Origin of the sequence: Flavobacterium segetis (genome assembly GCF_900129575.1) — a bacterium.
Taxonomy (GTDB): Bacteria; Bacteroidota; Bacteroidia; order Flavobacteriales; family Flavobacteriaceae; genus Flavobacterium; species Flavobacterium segetis.
The window spans coordinates 300,524-326,836 of record NZ_FQWE01000003.1 but is presented as its reverse complement, the minus strand read 5'-3'; the positions used below and the strand labels follow the sequence as shown (position 1 = coordinate 326,836).

Annotated in this window: 23 protein-coding genes; 18 read left to right on the top strand and 5 right to left on the bottom strand. The window is 32.3% G+C overall.

Annotated elements, in window-relative coordinates; genetic code table 11:
- Positions 1 to 113 precede the first annotated feature (113 nt).
- The 17 genes from porW (at position 114) to BUA99_RS05700 (ending at position 17,031) form a co-directional block, all read left to right on the top strand.
- Positions 114 to 2,735: a type IX secretion system periplasmic lipoprotein PorW/SprE gene (gene porW, locus BUA99_RS05785; protein ID WP_072989427.1), complete on the top strand. Its 2,622-nt coding sequence runs from the start codon at positions 114 to 116 to the stop codon at positions 2,733 to 2,735.
- 2 nt (positions 2,736 to 2,737) lie between these two features.
- Positions 2,738 to 3,127: a bactofilin family protein gene (locus BUA99_RS05780; protein WP_072989424.1), complete on the top strand. Its 390-nt coding sequence runs from the start codon at positions 2,738 to 2,740 to the stop codon at positions 3,125 to 3,127.
- Positions 3,114 to 3,338 (top strand): AtpZ/AtpI family protein, encoded by a 225-nt coding sequence (locus BUA99_RS05775; RefSeq protein ID WP_072989422.1) that lies wholly within the window; start codon positions 3,114 to 3,116, stop codon positions 3,336 to 3,338. Before BUA99_RS05780 ends, BUA99_RS05775 begins: the two co-directional genes overlap by 14 nt.
- A gap of 517 nt (positions 3,339 to 3,855) precedes the next feature.
- Positions 3,856 to 4,995 carry a F0F1 ATP synthase subunit A gene (atpB, locus tag BUA99_RS05765; protein WP_072989416.1) on the top strand — a complete coding sequence of 380 codons (1,140 nt, stop codon included), beginning with the start codon at positions 3,856 to 3,858 and terminating at the stop codon, positions 4,993 to 4,995.
- A gap of 40 nt (positions 4,996 to 5,035) precedes the next feature.
- Positions 5,036 to 5,236 carry an ATP synthase F0 subunit C gene (atpE, locus tag BUA99_RS05760; RefSeq protein ID WP_031453874.1) on the top strand — a complete coding sequence of 67 codons (201 nt, stop codon included), beginning with the start codon at positions 5,036 to 5,038 and terminating at the stop codon, positions 5,234 to 5,236.
- Positions 5,237 to 5,318: 82 nt separating this feature from the next.
- On the top strand, positions 5,319 to 5,810 hold the full coding sequence (locus BUA99_RS05755) for a F0F1 ATP synthase subunit B (RefSeq protein ID WP_072989415.1): 492 nt from the start codon (positions 5,319 to 5,321) through the stop codon (positions 5,808 to 5,810).
- 4 nt (positions 5,811 to 5,814) lie between these two features.
- Positions 5,815 to 6,348, top strand: a complete 534-nt coding sequence (gene atpH / locus BUA99_RS05750; protein ID WP_072989412.1) for an ATP synthase F1 subunit delta — start codon at positions 5,815 to 5,817, stop codon at positions 6,346 to 6,348.
- Between the two features lie 38 nt (positions 6,349 to 6,386).
- The gene (gene atpA / locus BUA99_RS05745) at positions 6,387 to 7,964 is read left to right on the top strand and encodes a F0F1 ATP synthase subunit alpha (RefSeq protein ID WP_072989410.1); all 1,578 of its coding nucleotides are present in this window, start codon (positions 6,387 to 6,389) and stop codon (positions 7,962 to 7,964) included.
- 73 nt (positions 7,965 to 8,037) lie between these two features.
- On the top strand, positions 8,038 to 8,898 hold the full coding sequence (atpG, locus tag BUA99_RS05740; RefSeq protein WP_072989408.1) for an ATP synthase F1 subunit gamma: 861 nt from the start codon (positions 8,038 to 8,040) through the stop codon (positions 8,896 to 8,898).
- Positions 8,899 to 9,252: 354 nt separating this feature from the next.
- Positions 9,253 to 9,696 carry a GNAT family N-acetyltransferase gene (locus BUA99_RS05735; RefSeq protein WP_072989406.1) on the top strand — a complete coding sequence of 148 codons (444 nt, stop codon included), beginning with the start codon at positions 9,253 to 9,255 and terminating at the stop codon, positions 9,694 to 9,696.
- 10 nt (positions 9,697 to 9,706) lie between these two features.
- A complete protein-coding gene (locus BUA99_RS05730; RefSeq protein ID WP_143151717.1) occupies positions 9,707 to 10,168 on the top strand; it encodes a hypothetical protein in 462 nt (153 codons plus the stop codon).
- A 106-nt stretch (positions 10,169 to 10,274) separates the two neighbouring features.
- Positions 10,275 to 11,741: a lipopolysaccharide biosynthesis protein gene (locus BUA99_RS05725; protein WP_072989400.1), complete on the top strand. Its 1,467-nt coding sequence runs from the start codon at positions 10,275 to 10,277 to the stop codon at positions 11,739 to 11,741.
- Positions 11,742 to 11,962: 221 nt separating this feature from the next.
- Positions 11,963 to 12,397: a dUTP diphosphatase gene (dut, locus tag BUA99_RS05720; protein WP_072989397.1), complete on the top strand. Its 435-nt coding sequence runs from the start codon at positions 11,963 to 11,965 to the stop codon at positions 12,395 to 12,397.
- Positions 12,398 to 12,579: 182 nt separating this feature from the next.
- Positions 12,580 to 13,590: a sugar phosphate nucleotidyltransferase gene (locus BUA99_RS05715; RefSeq protein WP_072989394.1), complete on the top strand. Its 1,011-nt coding sequence runs from the start codon at positions 12,580 to 12,582 to the stop codon at positions 13,588 to 13,590.
- 29 nt (positions 13,591 to 13,619) lie between these two features.
- Positions 13,620 to 14,969, top strand: coding sequence for a tetratricopeptide repeat protein (locus tag BUA99_RS05710; protein WP_072989392.1), 1,350 nt, complete (start codon positions 13,620 to 13,622; stop codon positions 14,967 to 14,969).
- Positions 14,969 to 15,754 (top strand): lipoprotein insertase outer membrane protein LolB1, encoded by a 786-nt coding sequence (locus BUA99_RS05705; RefSeq protein WP_072989389.1) that lies wholly within the window; start codon positions 14,969 to 14,971, stop codon positions 15,752 to 15,754. The genes BUA99_RS05710 and BUA99_RS05705 overlap by 1 nt, the downstream gene beginning before the upstream one ends.
- A gap of 23 nt (positions 15,755 to 15,777) precedes the next feature.
- Entirely contained in the window at positions 15,778 to 17,031 is a 1,254-nt protein-coding gene (locus tag BUA99_RS05700; protein ID WP_072989386.1) for a murein hydrolase activator EnvC family protein, read from the top strand.
- A 612-nt stretch (positions 17,032 to 17,643) separates the two neighbouring features.
- Here BUA99_RS05700 and BUA99_RS05695 read toward each other — a convergent pair.
- The 3 genes from BUA99_RS05695 to BUA99_RS05685 form a co-directional block, all read right to left on the bottom strand.
- Complete coding sequence (locus BUA99_RS05695; protein ID WP_072989383.1) at positions 17,644 to 19,890, bottom strand: inorganic phosphate transporter; 2,247 nt, start codon at positions 19,888 to 19,890, stop codon at positions 17,644 to 17,646.
- Positions 19,891 to 19,989: 99 nt separating this feature from the next.
- Complete coding sequence (locus BUA99_RS05690; protein WP_072989381.1) at positions 19,990 to 20,829, bottom strand: polysaccharide deacetylase family protein; 840 nt, start codon at positions 20,827 to 20,829, stop codon at positions 19,990 to 19,992.
- A gap of 13 nt (positions 20,830 to 20,842) precedes the next feature.
- Positions 20,843 to 21,877, bottom strand: coding sequence for a hypothetical protein (locus tag BUA99_RS05685; RefSeq protein WP_072989379.1), 1,035 nt, complete (start codon positions 21,875 to 21,877; stop codon positions 20,843 to 20,845).
- Between the two features lie 322 nt (positions 21,878 to 22,199).
- Between BUA99_RS05685 and BUA99_RS05680 the strand changes: the two genes are divergently transcribed.
- The gene (locus BUA99_RS05680) at positions 22,200 to 24,278 is read left to right on the top strand and encodes a TonB-dependent receptor (protein WP_072989376.1); all 2,079 of its coding nucleotides are present in this window, start codon (positions 22,200 to 22,202) and stop codon (positions 24,276 to 24,278) included.
- A gap of 201 nt (positions 24,279 to 24,479) precedes the next feature.
- Here BUA99_RS05680 and BUA99_RS05675 read toward each other — a convergent pair whose 3' ends face one another.
- Entirely contained in the window at positions 24,480 to 24,926 is a 447-nt protein-coding gene (locus BUA99_RS05675; protein ID WP_072989372.1) for a c-type cytochrome, read from the bottom strand.
- On the bottom strand, positions 24,927 to 26,051 hold the full coding sequence (locus BUA99_RS05670) for a PQQ-dependent sugar dehydrogenase (RefSeq protein WP_072989369.1): 1,125 nt from the start codon (positions 26,049 to 26,051) through the stop codon (positions 24,927 to 24,929). It lies immediately after the preceding gene.
- Positions 26,052 to 26,313 lie beyond the last annotated feature (262 nt).

The window sequence follows — 26,313 nt, the reverse complement described above, 5'->3', positions numbered from 1 at the left end:
CATTTTCTTGGATTAAACCTTCATAATTTTCAAGCTATCAAAAAGAAATGTATTTTTACCACTCTTTATACTAAAAAGTGTATAATTTAGTTAAATGATAAAAACATTTTCCATTGAAAATCAATATAGTTAAACAATTCTTCCTACCGTTATTGCTAGTAATTTTTGCAGGATGTTCTACTAAAAAAAATACTTTTTTGGCTAGAAATTCGCACGCATTAAGCACCAAGTATAATATATTATACAATGGTGGAGTAGGCTTTGATAAAGGAGTTCAAACCATTAAGTCTAATAATGATGATGATTTTTGGCAACTTTTACCACCAGAGAAAATGCAACTTAGAGAAGACATTCTTTCAACCTCAAAACCTAGCAACGCTGATTTTGAATTAGCGGAAACCAAAGCTACGAAAGCGATTCAGAAACATTCGATGAATATTGGTGGACGAGAAAGAAACAGCCAAATTGATGAAGCCTATTTAATGCTTGGAAAAGCACGATACTTTGATCAGCGTTTTGTGCCAGCACTCGATGCATTTAACTACATTTTATATAAATATCCCAATAGCAGTAAGATTAACGAAGCTAAAATTTGGCGCGAAAAAACGAATATGCGTTTAGGCAATGATGCTTTAGTAATCAAAAATATTAGCAAACTTTTAGAAGATCGCCAAGTTAAAAACCAAGTATTTGCAGATGCAAATGCACTCTTGACTGCCTCTTTTTTGAATCTAGAAGAGAAAGATAGCGCTGTTGCAAAAATTAAATTAGCAATAGAATTTACTAAAGTCAATCAGGATAAAGCAAGATATCGTTTTATATTAGGACAGTTGTACCAAGAATTAGGTTATAAAGACAGCGCAATTGCATCGTATCAATCAGTTATTGATATGAAAAGAAAAGCGGAACGAAAATTTGTAATTCAAGCGCATGCTAGAAAAGCAGCATTATTTGATTTTCAAAATGGAGATTTTGATTTATTCGAAAAAACATTTGACAAATTAATTAAGGATCGAGAAAATCGTCCCTACAAAGATTTGATTTTTCACAATTATGCACTGTATTTTGATAAACAAGATAATAAAAAAGAAGCGCGTGAATTGTACAATGCATCACTAAAAACAAATTCGAAAGATGCTTATCTAGTGGCATCAAATTATAGAAATTTGGGAAATATGTATTTTAGAGAGGCTTCTTATCCTTTGGCAGCAAAATACTATGACAGTACTTTGGTAAAACTAAATGTCAAATCACGAGAATTTCTTAAAATTCAAAAAGTCAGAAAAAATTTAGATGAGGTCATTTTATACGAAACCATAGCACAACGTAATGATAGTATTTTAACAATAGTAGCACTTAACCCAGCTGATAGAACAGTATATTTTGAAAATTACATTGACAAATTAAAGAAAGAAGATGAAGCAAAAAGAGTGTTAGAGGAAAAAAATGCGGTGAAGCAAGCAAATATTGATCGCAATAATGCGGTTACAAATAGTGATCCTATCTCAAATACAACAGCAAATTCAATTACTAGAACAAGTATAAGTCCGCCAACTATGCCAGGAATACCTTCTACGACAGGAAATAGCACTTTTTACTTTTATAACCCAACAACCATAGCTTTTGGAAAATTAGAATTTAAAAAAATATGGGGAAAAAGAGCTTCAACGGGTAACTGGAGAAATTCTGCAGTAAACTCCAATAATACAACTGATGATAGCCTTAGTTCTAATACCGAAAATGCAGATAAGGTAGAGGAGAAAGATATCATAGTAGAACAATACACAACTGATTTTTATATCAAACAATTGCCTACAGCAGCGATTGCAATTGATAGCATTCAAAAAGAGCAAAATTTTGCAAATTATCAATTGGGAATTATTTATAAAGAAAAGTTCAAAGAAAATATTTTGGCTGTAGCCAAATTAGAAAAGTTGCTAAATAGTAATCCAGAGGAAAAACTCATTCTTCCTGCTATGTACAATTTGTATAAATTATATGAAATTACAGATCAAAGTAAAGCAACAGTAATAAAAAACAGTATTATAACTAAATATCCTGATTCTCGATATGCTCAAATAATTAGCAATTTAAATTTAGATTCAAGTTTACAAGAAAACAGTCCAGAAGGCACTTATAATAAATGGTACAAGTTATATGAGCAAGAGCAATTTGTTTTAGTTTTAGCTAATATAGATCCATTAATTACACAATTTTCTGGTGAAGAAATTGTGTCTAAATTTGAGTTGCTTAAAGCAAATACAATTGGTAAATTAAAAGGAGTAGAGGCGTACAAAGCTGCTTTACAAGATGTAGCAGATAATTTTTCTAATACCGAAGAAGGCAAAAGTGCACAACTAATAATCAATGACCAAATTCCATTTTTAGAGAAAATAGATTTTGTAGATACACCTTCAAATAGTTGGAAAATTTTGTACAAAGTAGGTTTACGTGATGATAAAGAAACCAAAGAAATAGAGGATAAAATCAAGCTTTTTATAGAAAATGAAAAGCTACAAAAAATTTATTTTTCGTTTGATATTTATACTGCTGATCAGAATTTTATAACTATCCATGGAATAAATTCAAAATTGTACGCTGATGATATCGCATTTGTTTTAGCCGATACTGATAAAATTAAAATTACAAATACCCCAATTGTGGTTTCAAGCGAGAATTACAAAGTGATTCAAATTAAAAAAAATCTTGAAGCCTATTTAGCCTTAAAAAAATAATTATGTTTGATAAAAAAAAGAAACCTTATACAGAACTATTAGGAAAAACCAATCGAATCGTTGAAGGAACGGTAATAAAAGGAGATATTATTTCAAAAGCTGATTTTAGGCTAGATGGAGAATTAATAGGAAATTTCAAAACAACAGGAAAACTCGTTATAGGTCCTGCAGGAAACGTAATCGGAGATATTATTTGTAATAATTTAGATATAGAAGGTAAATTTAGTGGTAATATTCAAGTCGCAGAACTATTAAACGTAAAAGCAACCGCAAGTATTAAAGGAGAAGTTACCGTAGGAAAACTGTCAGTAGAACCAGGAGCTGATTTTAGTGCGACTTGCATCATGAATACTTCTATAAAACAAGTAATGCCGGTTAATGAACAAAAATAATAATCTAAAGCAAACCAATAAGTGGCTAATTATGATGAATATTCCCTTTCAAATGGGATTAATCATATTTTGTTTTACTTATTTAGGAATGTGGCTCGATGAAAAATATTCGAATTCATCAATATTCACTATTATTCTATCGCTCTTTGCAGTTTTCATAGCATTGTATAATGTGATAAGGCAAGTTAAAAATTTAAATAAAGAAGATTAATGCAGCATTTCTACAAATTTTTAATCACTATTTTTCCAATTTCTATTGTATTTTTTTTCGTACAATACTACATTAGTGCATCGTTTTTCAAAAATACTTCTTTTTATTATTCCACCTGGAGTATATATCTTTTTCACTTTATCCTCACTTTAATTAGTTATGGTTTTTTAGTATTTGTGAATAGAACTTTTTTTGATAAAACTGGTTTTGCCTTCATGGGATTTAGTTTAATAAAAATGATGGCTGCTATTGTATTTTTGATTCCCTTGCTTCAGTCAGAAGTTGTAAGTAAAATTCCAGATGTAAGTGCATTTTTCATACCCTATTTTTTATTCTTATTCATAGAAACATTTTTCGCTATTAAGTTATTAAATAATCAATAAATGAAACCGCAGTCAAAAGGTATTTTTAATTAGAATTTTACTTCTAAAAACAAAATGATAAATTTTCAGATATGAATATTTTATGTACCTTTGCAAAAAATTTTGAAACGTAAAATTAGACACACAATTTAATAATGGTATTTTCAAATAAACTTGTTCAGTTCGTATTAGTTGCCTTAGTAGTCAGTATTCCTTATTTCGGTTTTGCAAATCCAGATGCCAAAAGTGTTTCTGTTGCAAATGAAGTGATTGCAGAAAATCCGACAGGAGCAGCTCAAGAGAAAGAAGAATTCAGTGCTACTAAACTGATCAATGACCACATTGGTGATTCTCATGAATTTCACATTGCTGATTGGAATGGACATCCTATTACTTTTTATCTTCCTGTAATTTTATGGACAAATAACGGTTTGGAAATTTTCTCTTCTGAAAAATTCCACCATGACAACAAAGCGGAACATTTTGTAGATCAAAATGGTCAGAAGTTAGTGCGTTACAACGAAATTATTTTTTACGCGGATAAATTTGAAATGCTAACACAAGATCAGAAAGACAATGGCGCATTTGAATTTGGAGCAAGACCTTTAAACTTTTCAATTACAAAGAATGTGTTTTCAATGTTTATGTCAGCTATTGTGATGTTTCTAATATTTTTAGTAGTGGCAAGATCTTACAAGAAAAACCAACTAGCACCGAAAGGGATTGCTGGTTTTCTAGAGCCGTTAGTAACTTTTGTTAGAGATGATATCGCTAGACCAAACATAGGAGAAAAAAAATATGCGCAATATATGCCTTATCTTTTAACTATATTTTTCTTTATCTGGATTAACAACTTGATAGGTTTAATTCCGTTTTTTCCTTTTAGTTCAAACTTGACGGGTAACATCTATTTTACTTTTGTTTTGGCTTTTATTACTTTTATTGTTACTACATTAAGCGGAAACAAAGAATATTGGGGACACATATTAACACCTCCTGTACCAAAAGCATTATATCCAATTATGATTCCTGTAGAAATTATAGGAATGTTAACAAAGCCGTTCGCATTGATGATACGTTTATTTGCTAACATTACAGCAGGACACATTATCATCTTGAGTTTAATTTCATTGATTTTTATATTTGAAACTTTAGCGGTTTCTCCTATTTCGGGAGCATTTGTATTATTTATGTTGGTATTAGAAATGTTAGTTGCCGCATTGCAAGCTTATATTTTTACGTTATTGTCAGCATTATTTATTGGTCAAGCAGTAGCAGAGCATGATCATCATTAATTTGAGTTTTATTAATTATTAACTATATAAATTTATTATTATGGTATTAGCTGGAATTGGAGCTGGATTAGCAGTAATTGGAGCAGGTCTTGGAATTGGAAAAATTGGTGGATCTGCTATGGATGCAATTGCTCGTCAGCCAGAGGCTGCTGGAAAAATCCAAACTGCTATGATTATCGCTGCTGCACTTATTGAAGGTGTTGCACTTTTCGCAGTGGTTGTTGCGTTAATCGCAAAGTAATTACAAATTAAAATTTCCTGTAGCGGTTGGCTGCAGGAAGTTTTTATTTATAAAATAAAAAAAATATTTTAAATATACCTATATGAATCTTACAGCACCGGAGAGTTTAATTTTTTGGACAACGATTATTTTCATTGTTTTCTTTCTACTTTTGAGAAAATTTGCTTGGAAACCAATTTTGGGAGCCGTGAAAGGTCGTGAAGAATCGATTAACAATGCTTTGGCATCAGCCGAATCAGCGCGTAGAGAAATGCAGAATTTAACTGCTGATAACGAGCGTATATTACAAGAAGCGAGATTAGAGCGTGACAACATGCTTAAAGAAGCTCGTGAAATGAAAGATAAAATGGTTGCTGATTCTAAAAAAGAAGCACAAATTCAAGGCGAAAGAATGATTGCGCAAGCAAAAATTGCAATTGAAGCGGAGAAAAATGCAGCAATGGCTGAATTGAAATCACAAGTTTCAATCTTGTCATTGAATATCGCAGAAAAATTATTGAAAGACCAATTATCTAATAAAGAAGCTCAAACTAAATTGATTGAGAATATGTTAGGTGACGTAAAATTAAACTAAAATTATGTCAGGAACTAGAGCAGCAATTCGTTATGCAAAAGCATTTTTAGATTTAGCTATTTCTGCAGGAAATGAGCCAGAAGTCTACAAAGATATGGCTTTGATTTCGTCAACAATAAACGGTAATGAGGAGTTGAGTAGTTTTATTCAAAATCCCACAATTTCTGTTAGTGTGAAACAAAGTGCCTTGACAGAAGTTTTTGCAAGTACATCAGGATTGACTAAAAGTCTTTTCCGTTTGTTATTTGAAAATAAGAGATTTGAGATTTTAGCAGATATTGTTTCACAGTACGTTCTTATGTCAGACGAAAATAATGGTTTTCAAGTTGTAAAAGTAACAACAGCAATCGCTATGGACGCTGCGCTTGAAGCTAAAGTTTCGGCTAAAATAAAAGAGTTTTCAGATAAGAAAATCACGATAGTAAATACAATAGATCCAACGATTATAGGAGGATTTATTTTAAGAATAGGCGACAAAGAGTACAATGCTTCAGTTGCCAATAGATTACAAGTATTAAAGAGAGAGTTAAGTAACTAGTTTTATCACACTTTAAAGTGTCTAAATTATAAATTAAGATGGCGGAAATTAAACCTGCTGAAATATCAGCAATATTAAGAAAGCAAGTAGAAGGTTTTGAATCTGGCGCTACGCTGGAGGAAGTAGGAACGGTACTTCAAGTTGGAGATGGTATTGCTCGTGTTTACGGGCTTTCGAATGTTCAATACGGTGAGTTAGTAGAATTTGACAATGGTCTTGAGGCGATTGTTTTGAATCTTGAAGAAGATAATGTGGGTGTGGTACTTTTAGGACCTTCTACAGGAATCAAAGAGGGTTCAACTGCTAAAAGAACACAACGTATTGCTTCTCTTAAAGTAGGAGAGGAGATGGTAGGTCGTGTAGTAAACACTCTTGGTTTTCCTATTGATGGAAAAGGACCAATAGGTGGTGATTTATACGAGATGCCATTAGAAAGAAAAGCTCCCGGAGTAATTTTCCGTCAACCGGTAACTGAACCGTTACAAACTGGTATCAAGGCAGTAGATGCAATGATTCCAGTAGGAAGAGGGCAGCGTGAGCTGGTTATTGGTGACCGTCAAACAGGTAAATCCACTGTTTGTCTTGACACGATCTTAAATCAAAAAGAATTTTATGATGCAGGGAAACCAGTATTTTGTATCTATGTTGCCATTGGACAAAAAGCGTCAACTGTAGCAGGAATTGCAAAAATGTTAGAAGAAAAAGGAGCAATGGCATATACCATTATTGTTGCTGCTAATGCTTCTGATCCTGCTCCAATGCAAGTGTATGCTCCTTTTGCAGGTGCTGCTATTGGAGAATATTTTAGAGATTCAGGTCGTCCAGCTTTAATTGTGTATGATGATTTATCTAAACAAGCTGTTGCTTACCGCGAAGTATCTTTATTATTAAGAAGACCACCGGGACGTGAGGCATATCCTGGAGACGTTTTTTACTTACACAGCCGTTTATTAGAGCGTGCTTGTAAAGTAATTGCTGATGATGGAATAGCAAGAAACATGAATGATTTACCGAATTCATTGAAATCAATAGTAAAAGGTGGTGGTTCATTAACAGCTTTACCTATTATTGAAACTCAAGCTGGTGACGTATCCGCTTATATCCCAACAAACGTAATTTCGATTACTGACGGTCAAATTTTCTTGGATGGAGATTTGTTTAACTCAGGAGTTCGTCCAGCAATTAACGTAGGTATTTCAGTATCTCGTGTGGGAGGAAATGCTCAAATTAAATCAATGAAGAAAGTAGCAGGAACATTGAAACTAGATCAAGCACAATTCCGTGAATTGGAAGCGTTTGCTAAGTTTGGTTCTGATCTTGATGCGGTTACATTAAACGTAATTGAAAAAGGAAAAAGAAACGTTGAAATCTTAAAACAAGGTTTGAACGATCCGTACACTGTTGAAGATCAAGTTGCTATTATCTATGCTGGTTCAAAAAACTTATTAAGAAAAGTTCCTGTGAATAAAGTAAGAGAATTCGAGAAAGACTTCTTAGAATTCTTAAACAACAAACACAGAGCCACTCTTGATGCTTTGAAAGCAGGAAAACTAACAGATGAAATTACTGATGTAATTGAGTCTGTAGCAAAAGAATTATCAGCAAAATATAATTAATACAAGTGAGTAGTGATTAGTAACTAGTGAAGAGCTAATTACTAATCACTATTTACTAATTACTAAAAATAAAATGGCCAATTTAAAGGAAATCCGTAATAGAATTACTTCCGTTTCATCTACGATGCAAATTACATCAGCGATGAAAATGGTTTCTGCAGCAAAGCTAAAGAAAGCACAAGATGCAATTACAGCAATGCGTCCTTATGCCGAAAAATTGACAGAGTTGTTACAAAATCTATCTGCTACACTAGAAGGTGATGCTGGTGGTGAGTATACAGTGCAACGTGATATCAAAAAAGTATTACTTGTAGTTATAACTTCAAACAGAGGTTTAGCGGGTGCGTTTAATACTAATGCCATTAAAGAAGCTAAAAGTCGTGCCGTTTATTATGCTGGTAAACAAGTGGATGTTTTTGCTATTGGTAAAAAAGGAAATGATGTTTTGAGCAAGACGCTTCCTGTTGTAGCTAACGAAAGTTCCGTTTTTGATGACTTGACTTTTGATAACGTAGCTAAAATTGCTGATGACTTAACTCATAAGTTTGTTTCAGGTGACTACGATAAAATTGAGTTGATCTACAACCAATTTAAAAATGCTGCGACACAAATAGTACAAACGGAGCAGTTTTTACCACTTGCGCCAATTCAATCAGATGTTGCTGTAACTCTTGGAGATTATCTTTTTGAACCTTCAAAAGAAGAAATTGTATTAACCTTGATTCCAAAATCACTGAAAACACAATTGTATAAAGGAATTCGTGATTCATTTGCCTCAGAGCACGGAGCGCGTATGACTGCTATGCACAAAGCAACAGATAACGCAACAGAATTGAGAAATCAATTGAAATTAACATATAATAAAGCGCGTCAAGCAGCTATTACTAATGAGATCTTAGAGATCGTAGGTGGAGCAGAAGCTTTGAAAGGATAGAGAATTATAGCTCTCGAAGAAAAATAAAAAATTTAAGCCAGCAATTTGTTGGCTTTTTTTGTGGGTATATTTTGCTGTTTGTAACCAATGCTGGCTTATGATTTCTAAAATATAGTTTTGAAAGTAAATATCATTTTGATAAGTAACAATTTTACAGATTTTGGTTGAATAAAACAAGACACGTATTTTGATTATTGGCACTGATAATTTTAGGCCTATGTGTAATTATTTTATAAACATCATCGGATAAGAAAATCTTTAGAATGAACACGAAAATCGGATTCTTACGACGTTTTTTTCATTAAAGATTTTTATCTAAGTTTGCTCTATTAATTTCATCCTTTTACTTCGCAAATGCACCTACACATTAAAGAACTAATCACTAAGCAAGAAATGCTCGCGCAGTTTCCTGTCATGCAATATTTATATACTAATTTCAGTTTAGAGAAGTATGATGCATATCTCACTGATATGATTCCAAATAATTATAAACAAGTTGCGGTTTTTGAGGGTGATCTTTGCGTTGGTCTTTCGGGATTATGGTCAGGGACTAAACTATGGTCAGGAAAATACCTAGAAATAGATAATTTCATCGTTCATCCCGATCATCGGAAAAAGGGCGTTGGAAAGATGATGACTGATTATATTGATATCATTGGTAAAGAAACTAATTGTACAATGATAGTCCTAGATGCTTTCACAGGTAACTACAATGCGCATCGTTTTTATTACAATCAAGGATACGCTCCCAAAGGATTTCATTTTTTAAAAATTTTAAACGAAAACGGTCTTAGTTAATTCAATACTAATGAAAAGATTTTTCACGATAATCTTGGTATCTATTATTACGCTTAATTTTACTTTTTGTGCTATGAAACAAGAAGTGCAACTGGAATTTCCACAGGAAATTAAATCCATTTTTTATCAAAAAGAGAATTTTGGTAATACTGAAAGTCAAGTTGATTTCTACATTGAATTCAAAAATAAATTAGGAGAAAACATACTATTAGAAAAAGTATATTTCAATAATCAAACGGCAAAATTTGAAGAAATAAATAAAACTTCTTTCGTAGCTCATCTAGAACAAAACAAGCAAACCAATGATATTATTTTAGATTCTGACGGTGCTAAAGAATATGGAAACAAAGCGCCTGTTCTTAAAAAAACACATTTTGATTTAAAACGGGACGAAGCCATTTTGGAATATAAAAACAAAAGCAAAACATATTATTTCAAAATCACAAACCTCATTGAAAAAACAGCCAACTAATTAGAAATTCAGTCCTCGTTCCCACACTCAAAACAATTGACCGCTTTTCTCCTTTCAAAGAAAGAAATGGTTATTTTTGTAACTTTAATTTTAATAAAAAACCATTTTGGGATTATATAAAAATCTTCTTAAACAAACCGCGATTTACGGATTAGCAACAGTAATCCCGCGAATGTTCAGTTTTATATTAGTACCGCTTTATACATCTGAACTCCCAAAAGAGGAGTATGGTAAAATCTCTATCATTTTTGCAGGAATGATTTTTTTTAATGTTTTCTTGTCCTACGGGATGGAAACTGCTTTTTTTAGATTTTATAATAAGGAAACTAACAAAACCGCTGTAGTAGAAACTAGTTCCGTTTCAATTTTTTGGACTTCACTTTTATTTTTACTAGTTGCTTTGTTATTTCGCAATTCTATAGCCTCGTGGTCTGGGATTAACGAGCAGTATATAACTTACACCACCTGGATTTTAGTACTTGATGCACTGGTAATTATTCCTTTTTCTAAATTACGTGTTAATCAAAGACCTATTCAATACGCAATCATAAAAATAGGAAACGTAGCCGTAAACTTGTTTTTAAATATCTTCTTTTTAATTTATTTGCCAGTAGTAGCACAATCAAATCCAAATCATATTTTAAGCAATTTATACATTGAAAATTTCCAAATAGGATATATTTTTGTGTCAAATATTATAGCAAGTTTGCTTACATTCATTGTCCTTTTGCCAAATTATGCCAAGCTAAAATGGCAATTTGATTACCTTCTTTGGAAAAAAATGATGAAGTATAGCATGCCAATAATGATTGCCGGAATCGCATATGCCATCAACGAACAATTTGATAAAATTTTACTTGGCTACTTATTACCGCCAAATATAGCTACTGCGGAGGTTGGAGTTTACTCCGCCTGTTATAAGCTTGGTTTATTTATGGTCTTGTACCGGAACGCATATACATTAGGAATAGAACCTTTCTTTTTTAGTCATGCTGCCAGCAAAGATGCGCCACAAACCTATGCCACAATCACTAAATATTTTGTCATTTTTGGTTCTTTTATTTTGCTCTCCGTAATCGTTTTTGCCGATATCTTAAAAATAATTATGATCCAAGATAAATCCTACTGGGAAGCAATGAAAGTAGTACCACTAATCATATTAGCAAATTTCTTTCTGGGAATTTATACCAATCTTTCAGTCTGGTACAAACTTATTGATAAAACGCATTACGGCGCCTACATTTCTATAGTAGGAGCTTTAATCACATTAGCACTCAATTACTTATTGATTCCTACACTGAGCTATTACGGATCTGCAATTGCAACTATTGCTGCTTATGGCAGCATGATGGGAATCTCTTATTATTTTGGTAATAAATATTATCCTATTCCGTATGACATCAATAAAATAGGGATGTATTTGATTATTTCTATTGGGTTTTCGGCATTATCATTTTATGGTTTCCGAGAAAATTATTTCGTAGGTATATCGTTATTAACAATTTTTTTATACTTCATATATTACAACGAAAAAGAATTATTAACTACTATTTTAAAACGAAAATCAAAGTAAATCCTATGCTATGGGAGCTAATCGCGCTGTACGTTTCAAGCTTTTTCCTAAAACTGTTTTTTTCTAAGCACAAAAAGGAGCTTCTTGCAGTCGCTCTTTTTGTACAAGAAAAAATACAGTTTTATAAAAAAAGGCTTTTCACTTCCATCACGGCTAAGACTTAGAAATAAAAATAAATACCAATTCATAAACGTATTTTTCGATTTATAAAACAAGAAAAAATGACAATAGACATCATCAACAAATCAGCACATCAATTGCCTAGTTATGAAACGATAGCTTCAGCAGGAATGGATTTGCGAGCTAATATTATAGATTCAATAACACTTAAACCTCTAGAAAGAGCCATCGTAAAAACGGGTCTTTTTATTGCCTTACCTATAGGTTATGAGGCGCAAGTGAGACCTCGAAGCGGTCTCGCTTTCAAAAACGGAGTTACGGTTCTTAATTCACCGGGAACAATTGATGCGGATTATCGAGGCGAAATTGGTGTGATTTTAGTAAATTTATCCAATGAAGATTTTGTAGTGCAAAATGGCGAACGCATCGCACAACTCATAATCGCAAAACATGAACGCGCAAATTGGATCGAAGTACAAGAATTATCTCAAACAGAAAGAGGAGAAGGTGGTTTTGGGAGTACGGGAGTAAAGTAGTACGCAGAGTTTGCATGTAGTTAAAAGATAGTTACACTAAAAACGACTATACTACTAAAATATTTAATTATAACTTATAAAAATCTGCGGAAATCAGTTTAATCTGTGACTGAAAATAATAATATAAACCTTCGTGAACTTTGCGAAAAATCTTTGTGAACTTTGCGTTTAAAAAAATTTAAATGAAAATAATTGTCCCAATGGCTGGCCGTGGATCAAGGCTTCGCCCACATACTTTAACTATTCCTAAACCATTAATTCCTATTGCTGGCAAACCAATTGTGCATCGTTTAGTAGAAGATATTGCAGGAGTCTTGCAACAACACATTGAGGAAGTTGCCTTTATCATTCATGAAACTTTTGGAAAAAAAGTAGAAGAGGAATTAATAGCAATTGCCACTAAACTTGGCGCTAAAGGAACTATTTATTACCAAAACGAAGCGCTGGGAACTGGTCACGCAATCATGTGTGCAAAAGATTCATTATCCGGGCCGGCAGTTATCGCTTACGCTGATACGCTAATACGTGCTGATTTTGATTTAGATAAAAATGCTGATAGTGTAATTTGGGTTAAACAAGTCGATCAACCCGAGGCCTTTGGTGTTGTGAAATTAAATGATGCTAATGAAATAGTAGAATTAGTAGAGAAACCTGCTGAATTTGTATCTGATCTGGCTGTGATTGGAATCTATTATTTTAAGGATGTGGCCGTTTTAAAAAATGAATTGCAGTGGGTTTTAGATAACAATATAATTCATAGTGGCGAATACCAAATTAATGATGGAATTAAGCAAATGATGGCTAAAGGGATGACATTTGTTCCAGGTAAAGTAGATGAATGGATGGATTGTGGTAATAAAAATGTAACAGTAGAAACTAATTCAAGAATGTTAGGTTTCCTTCATAATGACGGAGAACACTTGGTAGATTATGATGTAAAATTAGAAAACTCTACCATCGTTCCGCCCTGTTACATAGGTAAAAATATAACTTTGATTAATACTACCGTTGGTCCAAATGTTTCATTAGGAGATGGATGTCATGTCCAAAACAGCACTATTAAAAACAGCTTAGTTCAAACACACTCGCACATAATAAATGCTCGTTTAGATAATGCGATGATAGGTAATCATACTAGTTTTGATGGTAACTTTACAAGTATTAGTATAGGTGATTATTCGGTTTTAGAATAATTTTAGTTGCGCCTCTAGAAAACTGAATTATGAAAAGAAAGTTTTACATTGGATTACTATTTGTCTTGCAATGCAATACGGCTTTGCTGTGGGCACAAGTAGAGCCTGAAGAAATAAAACTGGATACGGATCAATTCCAGGAGCTTTTTTATGAATCACTACTTCAAAAAGGAATTGAAAATTATGATAAAGCAATTATAGCGCTTGAAAAAGCAGATAAAATTAAAGCTAATGATGCGACAGTAAATTTCGAATTAGGTAAAAATTACTTCGCCTTAAAAGACTATAATAATGCATACAGCTCCTTTGAAAAAGCCGCAAAAACGGATCCTAAAAACAAGTGGTTTTGGATGGGAATGTATGATGTAACTTATGAAACTAAAAATCTTAATCAAGGAATTACTGTAATTAATAAGTTAATTGAATTTGACCCCAAGTACAAAGAAGATTTAGCGTCGCTTTATATGGGTACAAAACAATTTGAAAAAGCGTTAATCTTAATTCAGGAACTCGACGAAACAATTGGAAAAACAGATCGTAGAGAATTATACAAGAGCCAAATAATGTCTCAAGGCAATTTTCAAAATATAGAAATTAGTAATTTAATTTCACAAATCGAAAAATACCCTAACGAAGAGTCTAATTATATTAGCTTGATTTTTTTATATTCTAAAAACAATGAAGAGAGTAAAGGTTTTGAAATTGTAAAAAAACTGGAAAAAGCAATTCCAAATTCAGCATGGGCACAAGTTACTTTATTCAAAAAATATTTAGATGAAAATGACGGTGTAAATGCTGTTAAGGCGATGAATACAGTTTTAGGAAGTTCTAAAATTGATTCTAAAATTAAACACCGTATTCTTAACGAGTTTTTGCTTTATTCGATTATAAACCCACAATATTCTTCTGATTTGGAGAAAGCAGTTGGTTATTTTGAAAAGGATAAATCTATAAATGCTGCTCAAGAAATAGGCAAGTTTTTTTTTAGTAAAAAGCAATGGGAGAATGCCATTAAATATTTTGAAAAAGCACTTAATAATGGATCAGATGAATCTATTGAAACAAATTTATTTTTGCTTCAAGCACTTACAGAAACAAAACAATTTGATAGTTTAGCAAAGAGGGCAACAGTACTTATGGAAAGCTTTCCTACGCAACCTCAGTTTTATTATTACGCGGCTTTAGCTAATAATCAATTACTAGAATTTAAAAAAGCAAAAGATATATTAGAAATGGGCATAGATTATGTAGTAGAGGACAAAGAATTAGAAATTAATTTCAATATTCAGTTAGGAGAAGCCTTTAATGGTCTTGGAGATTTTAAGAAAAAAGACTTGTATTTCTCTAAAGCCAATCAATTATTAAAAGAAAAAAAGTAATGAAAAAAACAATATTATTGGTAGTACTTTCTGCTTTTATAGTTTCCTGTAAAACAAAAGCTATCGCCGTTGCAGCAAGTAATGAGCCTTTAGAAACGGCTAATTTTATGTCGGCTAAAAAAATAATTGATAAATATAACAACAATAAAAATCAATTTTCGACATTATATATTAAATCAAGCGCACGCTATGCAGATGATAAGCAAACACAAAATGTTACCGCTGAAATACGAATCAAAAAAGATGAACAAATTTTAGTAAGCATTCGATTTCTTGGAATAACAATGGCTAAAGCGCTGATCACGCCAACTTCAGTGAACTATTATGAAAAGATAGGAGGAAAATATTTTGAAGGAGATTTTAGTAGTTTGAGTCAATGGTTAGGAACTGATTTAGATTATAGCAAAATCCAAAATATGTTATTAGGACAAGCAATTGATGATTTAAGTAAGGGTAAATATTTAGAATCAATTTTTGAACAAACGTATCGTTTAGATGATTTATCGAATAAAAACACAAAAAAATCATTTTTTTTAGATGCTGATAAGTTTTTAGTTCAAAAGCAAGAAATCACACAAACCGCTGAAGAGCGCATGATTAAGGTCGCTTATGCAGACAATAAAGTGTACAACGAGGCAATATTACCAACCAGCGTTGTAATAAACACATTTCAAAAAAAGGGAAACACTGAAATAAATCTAGAATACAACTCTGTATCATTCAACGAAGAACTTTCTTTTCCTTATAGTGTGCCAAATGGGTACAAAAGAATTATAATTAAGTAAATTTGCAAAAATATTTTTTCAACATGCCAAAATTTCTCCTAAGCCTAATTTTTATTTGTATGACTTCGATCTTATGGAGTCAGGAATCGCAACAAGAAAAGTTAGAAGAACGTAAAGCTCAAATTCAACAAGAAATTCGGGAAAATGAAAAATTATTGCAAAGTGTAAAGAAGAAAGAGAAATCAGCAGTAAATGTTGTCATCATTCAAAGCACTAAAATTAAACTTAAAGAAAAACTGATTAACACCACTGAAAAGCAAACTAAATTGCTAAGTAATGATATGTATATTAATCAAGTTCAAATTAATAAGCTCAAAAAAGAACTTGTAGTTTTAAAAGATGATTATGCTAAAATGATTGTCAAATCATATAAAAGCCGCTCCTCTGAGAGCAGAGCAATGTTTATTCTTTCATCAGATAGTTTTTTGCAAGCCTATAAAAGAGCGCAGTATATGAAACAATATACGGGCTACAGAAAAATGCAAGGCGAGGAAATTAAAGTTAAAACAGATAAATTAGCAGATTTTAATGATAAATTATCAGTTCAAAAATCAGCGAAGCAAAAATTAATTGCTGAAAATGAAAAGGAACGTTTGTCACTAGAAAAAGAAAAGAAAGAGCAACTGAAATTAGTAAATGTTCTTAAAAAGGACAAAAATAAAATTTCAAAAGAAATTGGTAAAAAACAACAAGAATATAGACAAGTTGATAGGCAAATAAATAAATTAATTAGGGAGGCTATCGCTGCTGCAAATAGAAAGGCGGCGCTAGAGAAAGCAAAAGCAAATCCAAGTGCTCCAGTTTCTAAAGCTGCTGTATCATCATCAAAAATTGAACTTACACCAGAGGCAAAAATAATTGCTGATAATTTTAGAGCTAATAAAGGAAGATTACCTTATCCAGTAGAGAAAGGCTATGTTTCATTAGGATATGGAAATCAAACCCATCCATTGTTTAACACTATAACAGTACACAATAGCGGTGTAGAGATCACTACTGATCGCGGTGCTACTGCAAGGGCAGTCTTTGGAGGTGAAGTAACAAGCGTAATTATTCTATCTCCCGTAAATAGAGCTGTAATGATACAACACGGTGATTACTTTACTGTTTATCAAAACCTAAGTTCCGTAAGTGTTAGTAAAGGAGATAAGGTAAGTATCAAACAAAATATAGGCACTGTAAGAACTAATGGAGAAACAGGAAAAACAATAATTAAATTTTTAATCTTACAAAATACAACTTATAATAATCCTGAGGGTTGGTTGTCAGGAAGATAAATCATCTTTATCTTATATAAAAGCACTATCGAATTTTTAAAATTCAATAGTGCTTTTTTTGTGCGTTATTAAAATTTTTATTGCCAAGCTGAAAGCATCTCGACAAACTAGGGCAACATAATAGGGACTCTTACAGCGTGACAAATAGTGATCAAGAAGAATAGACGACAATAGTAATATAACAGCTCTGCATAACAATTGCTTTAAGTTTTCATGTTTAAAGCATCTCAGCAAACGAGAGCAACATTATTGGGACGCTTACAGCGTGACAAATAGTAATTGATAAAAATTTTATGGTGAGTACTGTAGTTCTTCACAATACTAATCTACTCCAGTTGTCATGCTGAAAGAATCTCAACAAACGAGAGTAACATGATAGGGACGCTTGCAGCGTGACAAATAGTAATTGACAAGAAGAGACTACAATAGTATTATCATAGCGCTGCATAAAAACTGTCTCCTGTTTTCATGCTGAAAGCATCTCAACAAACTAAAGCAACATAATTGAGACGCTTACAGCGTGACAGATAATAATTAAGAAAAAGCGAAAATCGTAACTTTATAATTCGGCTATTATTAACAAGCCAAATAAAATTATTCAAATTTCTTAAACTAATTTTTGTTTAATTTATTAAACTCTTTAAACAATTCTAATAAGTTAGTAATAGACTTAACTAGATCATTAACCTCTAGTAGTAATGCAAAATAGAGTTTGCTGTTTTTAGGACTCGTTTCGGTCGTTCTGATGGTATCAATTTGTTTCGAAATTAAATCAGAAACAGTATCTAGTAAAATTTGTTTATCATTTAATACCAGATCAATTTTATAGAAATCTTCGTTTTTAAAGCTTTCTTCAAGAGACTGTAACAATTGTTGCAACTGCATGTCAATTGTTTTTAAACCTTTAATTTGATTGAATTTTAATTTCTTATGATTATTATTTACGTGTGAATAACTATTAGAAGTGATAAAATCAATAGATTGAACCATGTCTTGTAAATAACCTAAGATTAAAATGTAGAATTTACTAGCTTCAACTGAATTATCATCTAAGTTCTTTATAAAATAAAAAACGTTGCTTTTTAGTTCATCAATTTCTTTTTCTAATTTCTTTTGGTCTTTTTTGTTCTGTTTTAATTTAGCTAAATCTTGTAAACTTAAATTGTCAATCAGGTTAGAATACAGCGCGCTCGTTTTACGAAAGACTTTTGCAATTTGAGATGAGCTCTCACTAATCATTTCATTAACGGTTCCTATATCCTCTCTACGAAGACTTTTAACCTCTTCTTCCTCTTGAACTTTTTCTTTGTGTTTTCTAGAACTTTTATATAGCATTATTCCTAACAATAGTAATAAACCAACGAAAGCAAAAACTTCACCTACCTTTAAGATATAAGCCATTATGAATGCTAAAATGAAAGCTACGAATGCTGTAAAAAACCAGCCGCCTATCACTTTAAAAACTCCTGCAATTCTATAAACAGCACTTTCTCTATCCCAAGCTCTATCAGCAAACGAACTACCCATTGCAACCATAAATGTTACGTAAGTTGTTGACAAAGGCAATTTTAAAGAAGTACCAATTGAAATCAAAATACTGGCTACCATCAAATTTACAGAGGCACGAACCATGTCAAAAGCGGGTTCGTCTTTTGTGTTTTTTGTTGGTTTTACAACACTTTTAAAACGTTCATCAATTTTAATCTGTAATTTATTTGGCAAAAAATAATTGATACCTTCTCCTATGTTCACTCCTAATCTTACAATAAATCGTGAGGCAGTATTAGGTGAAAATTTTTCAACCCCATCTCCTTGTCTAGATAAATTTACACCTGTTTCAATTACGCTTCTTGCTTTTTTAGATGTCCATAATGTAACAACCATTACAACGCCAGCGATCAATAGAAAGTAAAAAGGAGCTACAATATCATCATTTGCTAGAGCACCCATCATAAAATCATCACCAGAGACGCCACTATTCTGGAAAATTTCATAAGAGTTGAAAGCAGCAATAGGTACTCCAATAAAGTTAACCAAATCATTTCCAGCAAAAGCCAATGCTAAAGCAAAAGTTCCAATCAATATAATGATTCGTAAAATATTGACTTTAAAGAATTGAATTAGTATTTGCGAAAGTACCAAAAAAAATAAAAAATTAACTCCCAGAATTAAAAACTGATGCTCATCAATCCATGAAAATTGCTCCTTTGATATAAGAGAAACTCCTTTTAATCCTTTAATTAATATAAAAAACGTAATGGCAGAAATGGCTACGCCGCCGAAAATAGCTCCAAAGTATTTGAGCTTTTTCTCATAATGAAAAGTAAAAATTAATCGGGAAATGTATTGTATGAAACTACCTAAAGAAAAAGACAACACCACAGATAGTAAAATGCTATAAACTATTGTAGTAGCTTTCTTAGTATTAATATACATTCCTAGATTATCAAAAGAATCATCAGTAGTATATATTTTGTAAAGTGCTAAACAAACAGCTGCTCCTAATAATTCAAAAATTATAGAAACAGTAGTAGATGTTGGTAATCCTAGCGAGTTAAATACGTCTAACAATAAAATATCAGTGATCATAACCGCAAGAAAAATAATCATCACGTCATTAAAACTAAACATGCTTGGCACAAAAATTCCGCTTCTTGCTATTTCCATCATTCCACTGGAAAACATAGCACCAACAAGAACCCCAAGGCTGGCCACAAGCATAGTTGTTTTGAATGATACTGCCTTAGATCCTATAGCAGAATTTAAGAAGTTAACCGCATCGTTACTAACGCCAACCATTAAATCGATAATAGCTAGAACGCCTAATACAATTAACATTATCACATAAATTTGCTCCATGATGCTTTGTGTTTAATTTTTGTACAAAAGTCCTGTAACAAATCAGTTTATATGTTAACTTAACGTTATTAAAAAGTTATGCATCGGTTCTAAATATGATTACTTAAATGAAGTTTCAATTGATTTCATCATTCGTTCGGTAGTCCAAGTTCCCGATACTATAATGCGTCTAATTGTATATAAAGGATCAATACTATCTCTTTTGGTAGACAAAATATAAGCCATTTTATAACCACTTTTTTGTAATTCAGGAATAGCCGCAGCGTTCCATAAGCCAAAGGGATAAGCAAAATTTGTTATAGGCTTGCCAATAATTTTTTCCAGTTTAATTTTTGGTTTTATCAATTGAGTATTCCAATCTTCACCAGAATATTTTGTTACCATATGATGATCCCAAGTGTGTGCTGCAACAGAGTGTCCTTCATCTGCAAGATTTTTAATTTGTTCTTTACTCATATAACCTGGACGATTTATTGAAACAGTCATAATAAAAAATACTCCTTTAAAACCATATTTTTTCATTTCGGCAACGCCAATGCTGAACTGCTCTTCCCTAGTATCATCAAAGGTGATCATTATGGGTTTAGCTGGAAGTTTGCCGTCATAAAGTAAATAATTATAAAGTTGTTGCGGCAGAATTGTTTCATATCCTGCATCTGAAAGCGCTTTCATTTGATCCGCAAAATCTAAAGGTTTTACACTATACACTTTGGTCATTTCGCCAGAGCTGGCCGTAAAATCTTTAATATTGTGATAGCATAAAATTGGCACTTCTTTTTTCGAGAGAATCGCTGCGGCACTAGCCATGACTTTTTTAACTGTAACTACTTTTTTAGATAATGCAATAGTGTCAGATATAACCTCAGGAATATGCTTGCGAGTTTCTGATTGGCAACTGAATAAAAATCCAATTAAAAAGCAAATACAAATATTCTTCATACTAAATTACGTTTTATTGATATTGGATATATAAAGGTTTTGGTGTAAATTTCACTAATTCCTCCGGCTGGTAGATTTTCCAATCGTTCCAATTATCATTTTTATAAAATAATTTGAAACCTGTAAATTGAACCGGTTCTCTATAGATGTAGCTCAAATAAGTAGATCTTTTTAAAACTTTACTACCAAATCCGTCCATGTGCATCACAATTTGGACTTCAGGAACAGTTTTAATGTCTTTGTAATTTTTAACCATACCTTGAGTAAATCTATGCACTACTAGTACTTTTGGCGGAAGCTTATTTTTACGCACTACATCAGCGAGAATATCAATAGCATCATTAATATCATCTGCGGTAAAATAACCAATTTTAGAACCAGGACGTTCTCCATTTTTCATCGAAAACTCAGGATCAATTCCTAAGTGTACATTGGGTAAAGCGAAAAAGGGTTTTAGTTGTTCCACTTCGTCCTTTACAGTACTGTGACCAACTTGAATATCTAAAAACACTAATGCGTTTATAGGTTTTGCCCAGCTAATCACAGTATCAATTTGCTTAAAGGGCATTCTTAAACGATGCATATTATTTTTACCTGGAGCACCTTGTGCGGTAACTGCAATGTAATGTAATGCTGGAATTGCTTTCACGGTGGAGTCAGCAGCTTGCCAACTTGCCACCTCATTTTGAAGTTTTGTAATCATTTCTTGACGAGGATATTCTCCTAAAACACCCATTCTTGTAGAATACAAATTTCCATAAAAAGCAATGATTCTATTATAAGGTAATATCGCTCCCGGTAATGGATATGGTGTTTTTACTGGCCACCTTCCTGTGGTGTCATGATTACTGATAGCAAGTAAACGCTTATTGTAATCCAATGTATCAACGGTCAAAACTTTGCTTTTTGCTATTGAATCCGAATTGATTTTTACTGTTTTTTCTGAATTATATTCTATTTCAGTTTCTTTAGCTTTACTATTATTACAGGATATTGTACTTGTAAGTAGTACTGGAATTACTAATAACAGATAGGATATTTTTGTCATATTTTTTTAGTTTTACAGTCAGTTTATTTAATTCAACATAGGAAACAATCCAGATGATATGCGGCAAAGATATGTTTTTAAAGGAATCTCTTATTCTATAAAGTTATGAATTAGGTAGTAACTTTTTATATAATTTACTGTTTTGATAGTCAAAAAATCAAGATTAAACTTTGTGTTCAGATTAATCTTAGCATTGTATATCATTTTATGTGCTATAATAAAAGTGTAAGTAATTCTAATTGCAGTTTTATTTATCGATAAAAAATAAAAATTAATTAGGTAACTTTAACTTTTCTATTATTAATCAAAAAAATTTAGATCGTTGTTTAAATATTCCCTCCCTATCCTAATTTTTTTCATCTGTATTTTCTCCGTTTCGAGTCAAGTAAAAAAGGACACTATTTCGCTTTCAGGAATTACTCTTACAGGTTCACCAATTAAGAATGTACTGCAAAATACAGCAGCTTCTATTTCCGTTATTACGACTGCGGACATTGAAAAAACGGATGGAATTATATTAACTCCTGTGTTAAACAAAATTCCTGGAGTCACTATGCAACAAGGCGCATTGAATACCAGTCGAATTACTATTCGCGGTATTGGAGCAAGATCTCAATATGGCACTAATAAAATTAAAGCCTATTTTGATGAAATTCCGTTAACCTCTGGCGAAGGAGAAACGACTATTGATGATATTGACTTAGCTTCTATCGAAAAAATAGAAATTATCAAAGGGCCAAATGCCACTAGCTTCGGTTCTGGCTTAGGTGGAGTAATGCAATTATTTTCTAGAGAAACAACAGAAATGGAATCTTTTGGAAAATCAACAGTTAGTTTTGGTAGTTTTGGATTGTTGCAACAACGATTTTCAGCAGGATATAGCAATGTAAAAACTAATTTATTTGCAAGTTATACTGATCTAGCGGTCGAAGGTTTTAGAGCTAATAGCTCATATAACAGAAAATCATTCAATTTTCATGCAAAACAAAAAATGAGTTCTAATGGCTTATTATCATTTTTAGGAGTCTTTACACGATTGAAAGCTTTTATTCCAAGTTCTATAAATGAAACTGATTTAAATAATAATCCCGAAAGAGCTGCAACAACTTGGGCCGCCGCACAAGGATTCGAGTCCTATGATAAGTTTATGATTGGATTAGGATATGAACATCGTTTTTCTAATAAATGGTCGCTGCAAACTAGTGTTTTTTCTAATTCTAAAAAGGCTTATGAGCCACGGCCTTTTGATATTATTGATGATAAAACTACTGCAATTGGGTTTCGAGCCAACATAAATTATAAAGATCAATTGCTGACTTTGCCAATAGAAGTGAGTTTGGGTACTGAAATACAATATGAAAATTATGAATATGCACTGTTTAAAAATTTATACCAGTCGAAACCCGGTCAGGGAAGCGTACAAGGCGATAAATTTACCGCTATTAGACAAAATCGCAATTACAGCGATTACTTTTTACAAATGGTGCTTCTACTTTCAGATCGATTGAATTTAGAGACAGGTTTGGCGCTAAACACAACTCAATATTCACTACAAAATATTTTTCAAAACAATGCAACAGGCATAAAAGAGCCCTTTACTTTTGGTACAGTATTATCGCCTAGAGCTGGCTTATCTTATAAACTAGCTAGTGGTAAAAATCTATTTGCAGCAGTTAGTAATGGATTTTCAACACCATCAGTTGCTGAAACGTTGACTCCTGAGGGAAAAATCAATACCAATTTAAAACCAGAAATAGGGTGGAATTACGAAATAGGTTTTAAAGGGAATTGGGTCAAAAACAAGTTGTACGCAGAGGTAACTTTGTACAGCACACAGATAAAAAACTTGTTGGTAGCAAGACGTACTGCTGAAGATCAATTTGTTGGTATTAATGCGGGAAGTAGTTCACATAGCGGGTTGGAATTTTTAGTTAACTATAATTTTATCTCACGGAATAGTCTTAGTATCACACCTTATTTTTCAGGATCAGTCAATAAATTTAAATTTAAAGAATTTGTTGATGGCAATACTGATTATTCAGGAAATCAATTGACGGGTGTTCCTGAAAAGCAATTTAATTTTGGACTTGATGTTTCTATTAAAAACGGTTTAAGTATAAATAGCTCTTTTAGAACGATGGGTGCAATTCCATTGAATGATTCTAATAATAAATACAACGAGCGCTATTCCTTACTCGATTTAAAAACTACTTATGTTTTCACCCTATTAAAAAAACTAAAATTAGAGTTAAATGCTGGTGTCAATAATGCTTTAAATAAAAAATATGCAGCGAATATATTGCCGAATGCAGTTGGTTTTGGAAATGCCGCACCGCGTTATTTTTACCCTGGAAATCCTATAAATTATTACGGGGGTTTTACAGTAGGTTATCTTTTTTAGTTTACGTTTATTCGAATTCTTAAAAGCAGAATAAGAAAAATCTTGAATTTTAATGGTATTATTTACGCTTCGGTGAGGGCAGCTTTTACTGCGAATCAATTAGATGAGTCGTTAAGCTTAAAAGCAAAAAATTTATTTAACGATCTTGAATTAAACAGATCGATTTTTGATTTACTCAAAGCTATTATCAGTAATTTGTATCTATTTTTTTATGGCTGCTACTTCGCTCTCCGTTACAATTTTTGATTGTTTATTGCTCCAAGAGGTCATAATATAATTCATCACATCAGCAACTTCTTGATTTGAAAGTCCCATTGCCGGCATGGCGTTGTTATACTTAATTTTATTTACAACAATTTCACCGCTTTGTCCAAACTTGACTGCTGCAATACTTTCTTTTCTTTTATTTTTCAGCCAATCAGAATCGTCAAGTGGAGGGAAATTTTTTAGATCTCCTTTTCCATTAGCACCGTGACACTGGACACAAAAATCAAAATAGATCTCTTTTCCAGGTGATTGTGTTTTTACTGAAGTTTTGTTTTTGGTCTCTAAATCAAAATATTTTTCATCTGAAAATGGTTTAAAAAGCGAAATCCCAGTTATCGCAATTGCAGTAAAACCAATTAATAACTTTGTAGTTAATAGCATTTAGTTTGGTATAATTTTAACGATTCCTTTTCCTTCAATACCCATATAAATAAAGCCATCCGGACCTTGCTTAACATCTCTTAATCGGCCAACATCTGTTGCTATTTTTTGTCTTCCTACTACTTCATTTCCTTTTAGTTTAACCAGTTCAAGATATTGAAATTTCAAAGAGCCTACTAATAAATGTCCTTTCCAATCAGAATATATATCTCCGGTTACAAATGCCATTCCGCTTGGCGCAATTGAAGGTAACCAGTAATAAATAGGTCTTTCAATTCCTGCTTTTTCAGTCTCTTTACTAATTGTAGTACCGTCATAATCGATACCGTATGTGACTAAAGGCCAACCATAATTAGCTCCTTTTTTTATTATGTTGATTTCATCACCTCCTTTAGGACCGTGTTCGTGTGCCCAAATTGCCCCTGTTATAGGATTCTTTGCTATTCCTTGTGGATTGCGATTTCCGTAAGTGTAAATCGCTTCTTTAACTCCTGCTTGACCTACAAATGGATTGTCTTTAGGAATACTTCCATCATCATTTAGTCTATATATTTTTCCTCCATCTCGCATTATATCTTGCGGGTTTACAAATTCATTCCCACGTTCACCAATAGAGAAATATAAGTATCCCTCATTATCAAATACAATTCTAGAACCAAAATGTTGTCCTTTTGTAGTGTTTGGTGTAGCTTTATAAAGTGATTCTATTTGAGTTAAACTTCCATCCAATAATTTAGCTCGAATAAGTTTCGTATTTCCGCCACTCCCTTCGCCTTCATCAGAAGAATAGGTAATGTAAATCCAACCATTTCTAGCGTAATCAGGATGTAATGCAATATCTAATAATCCACCTTGCCCGCGGGTATAAACTGCAGGAACGTTTTTTATTTCCGTTTTTATACCCTTTTTAATATGGTAAAGTACGCCACTTTTTTCAGTCACAAGCATAGTTCCATCTGGCAACCAAGCCATTCCCCACGGAATCGCAATATCTGCTGCTACAACTTCAAGTTTATAATTTTTAGCATCGTCCTCTAGAACGATATCATTTGGTTTAACTTGTGCATCACAACTGTACGATATAAATGCAATAATAGAAAGCGAAATTATAGCTGGTATTTTCATCTTATTAAACTTTAGGACTACAAAATTAAATTTAAAGATAGTAAAAGAGCGATGGAAACAATAGATGTTTTTAAAGTTTCAGGCAGAATTAACAATTTAATGTGTTTTGATTTCCGCTTGAGCAAATAGAATTTTAAAATTTTGTGTTGCTATAACTTTATTTTAGGTTATACACAGCATCCGGGATTATAGAAAAGTACTCCCTTTTCAAAAATAGATGGTATCTTTTTTTCCTAACATAAATTGATGAGTTGTCAATAGA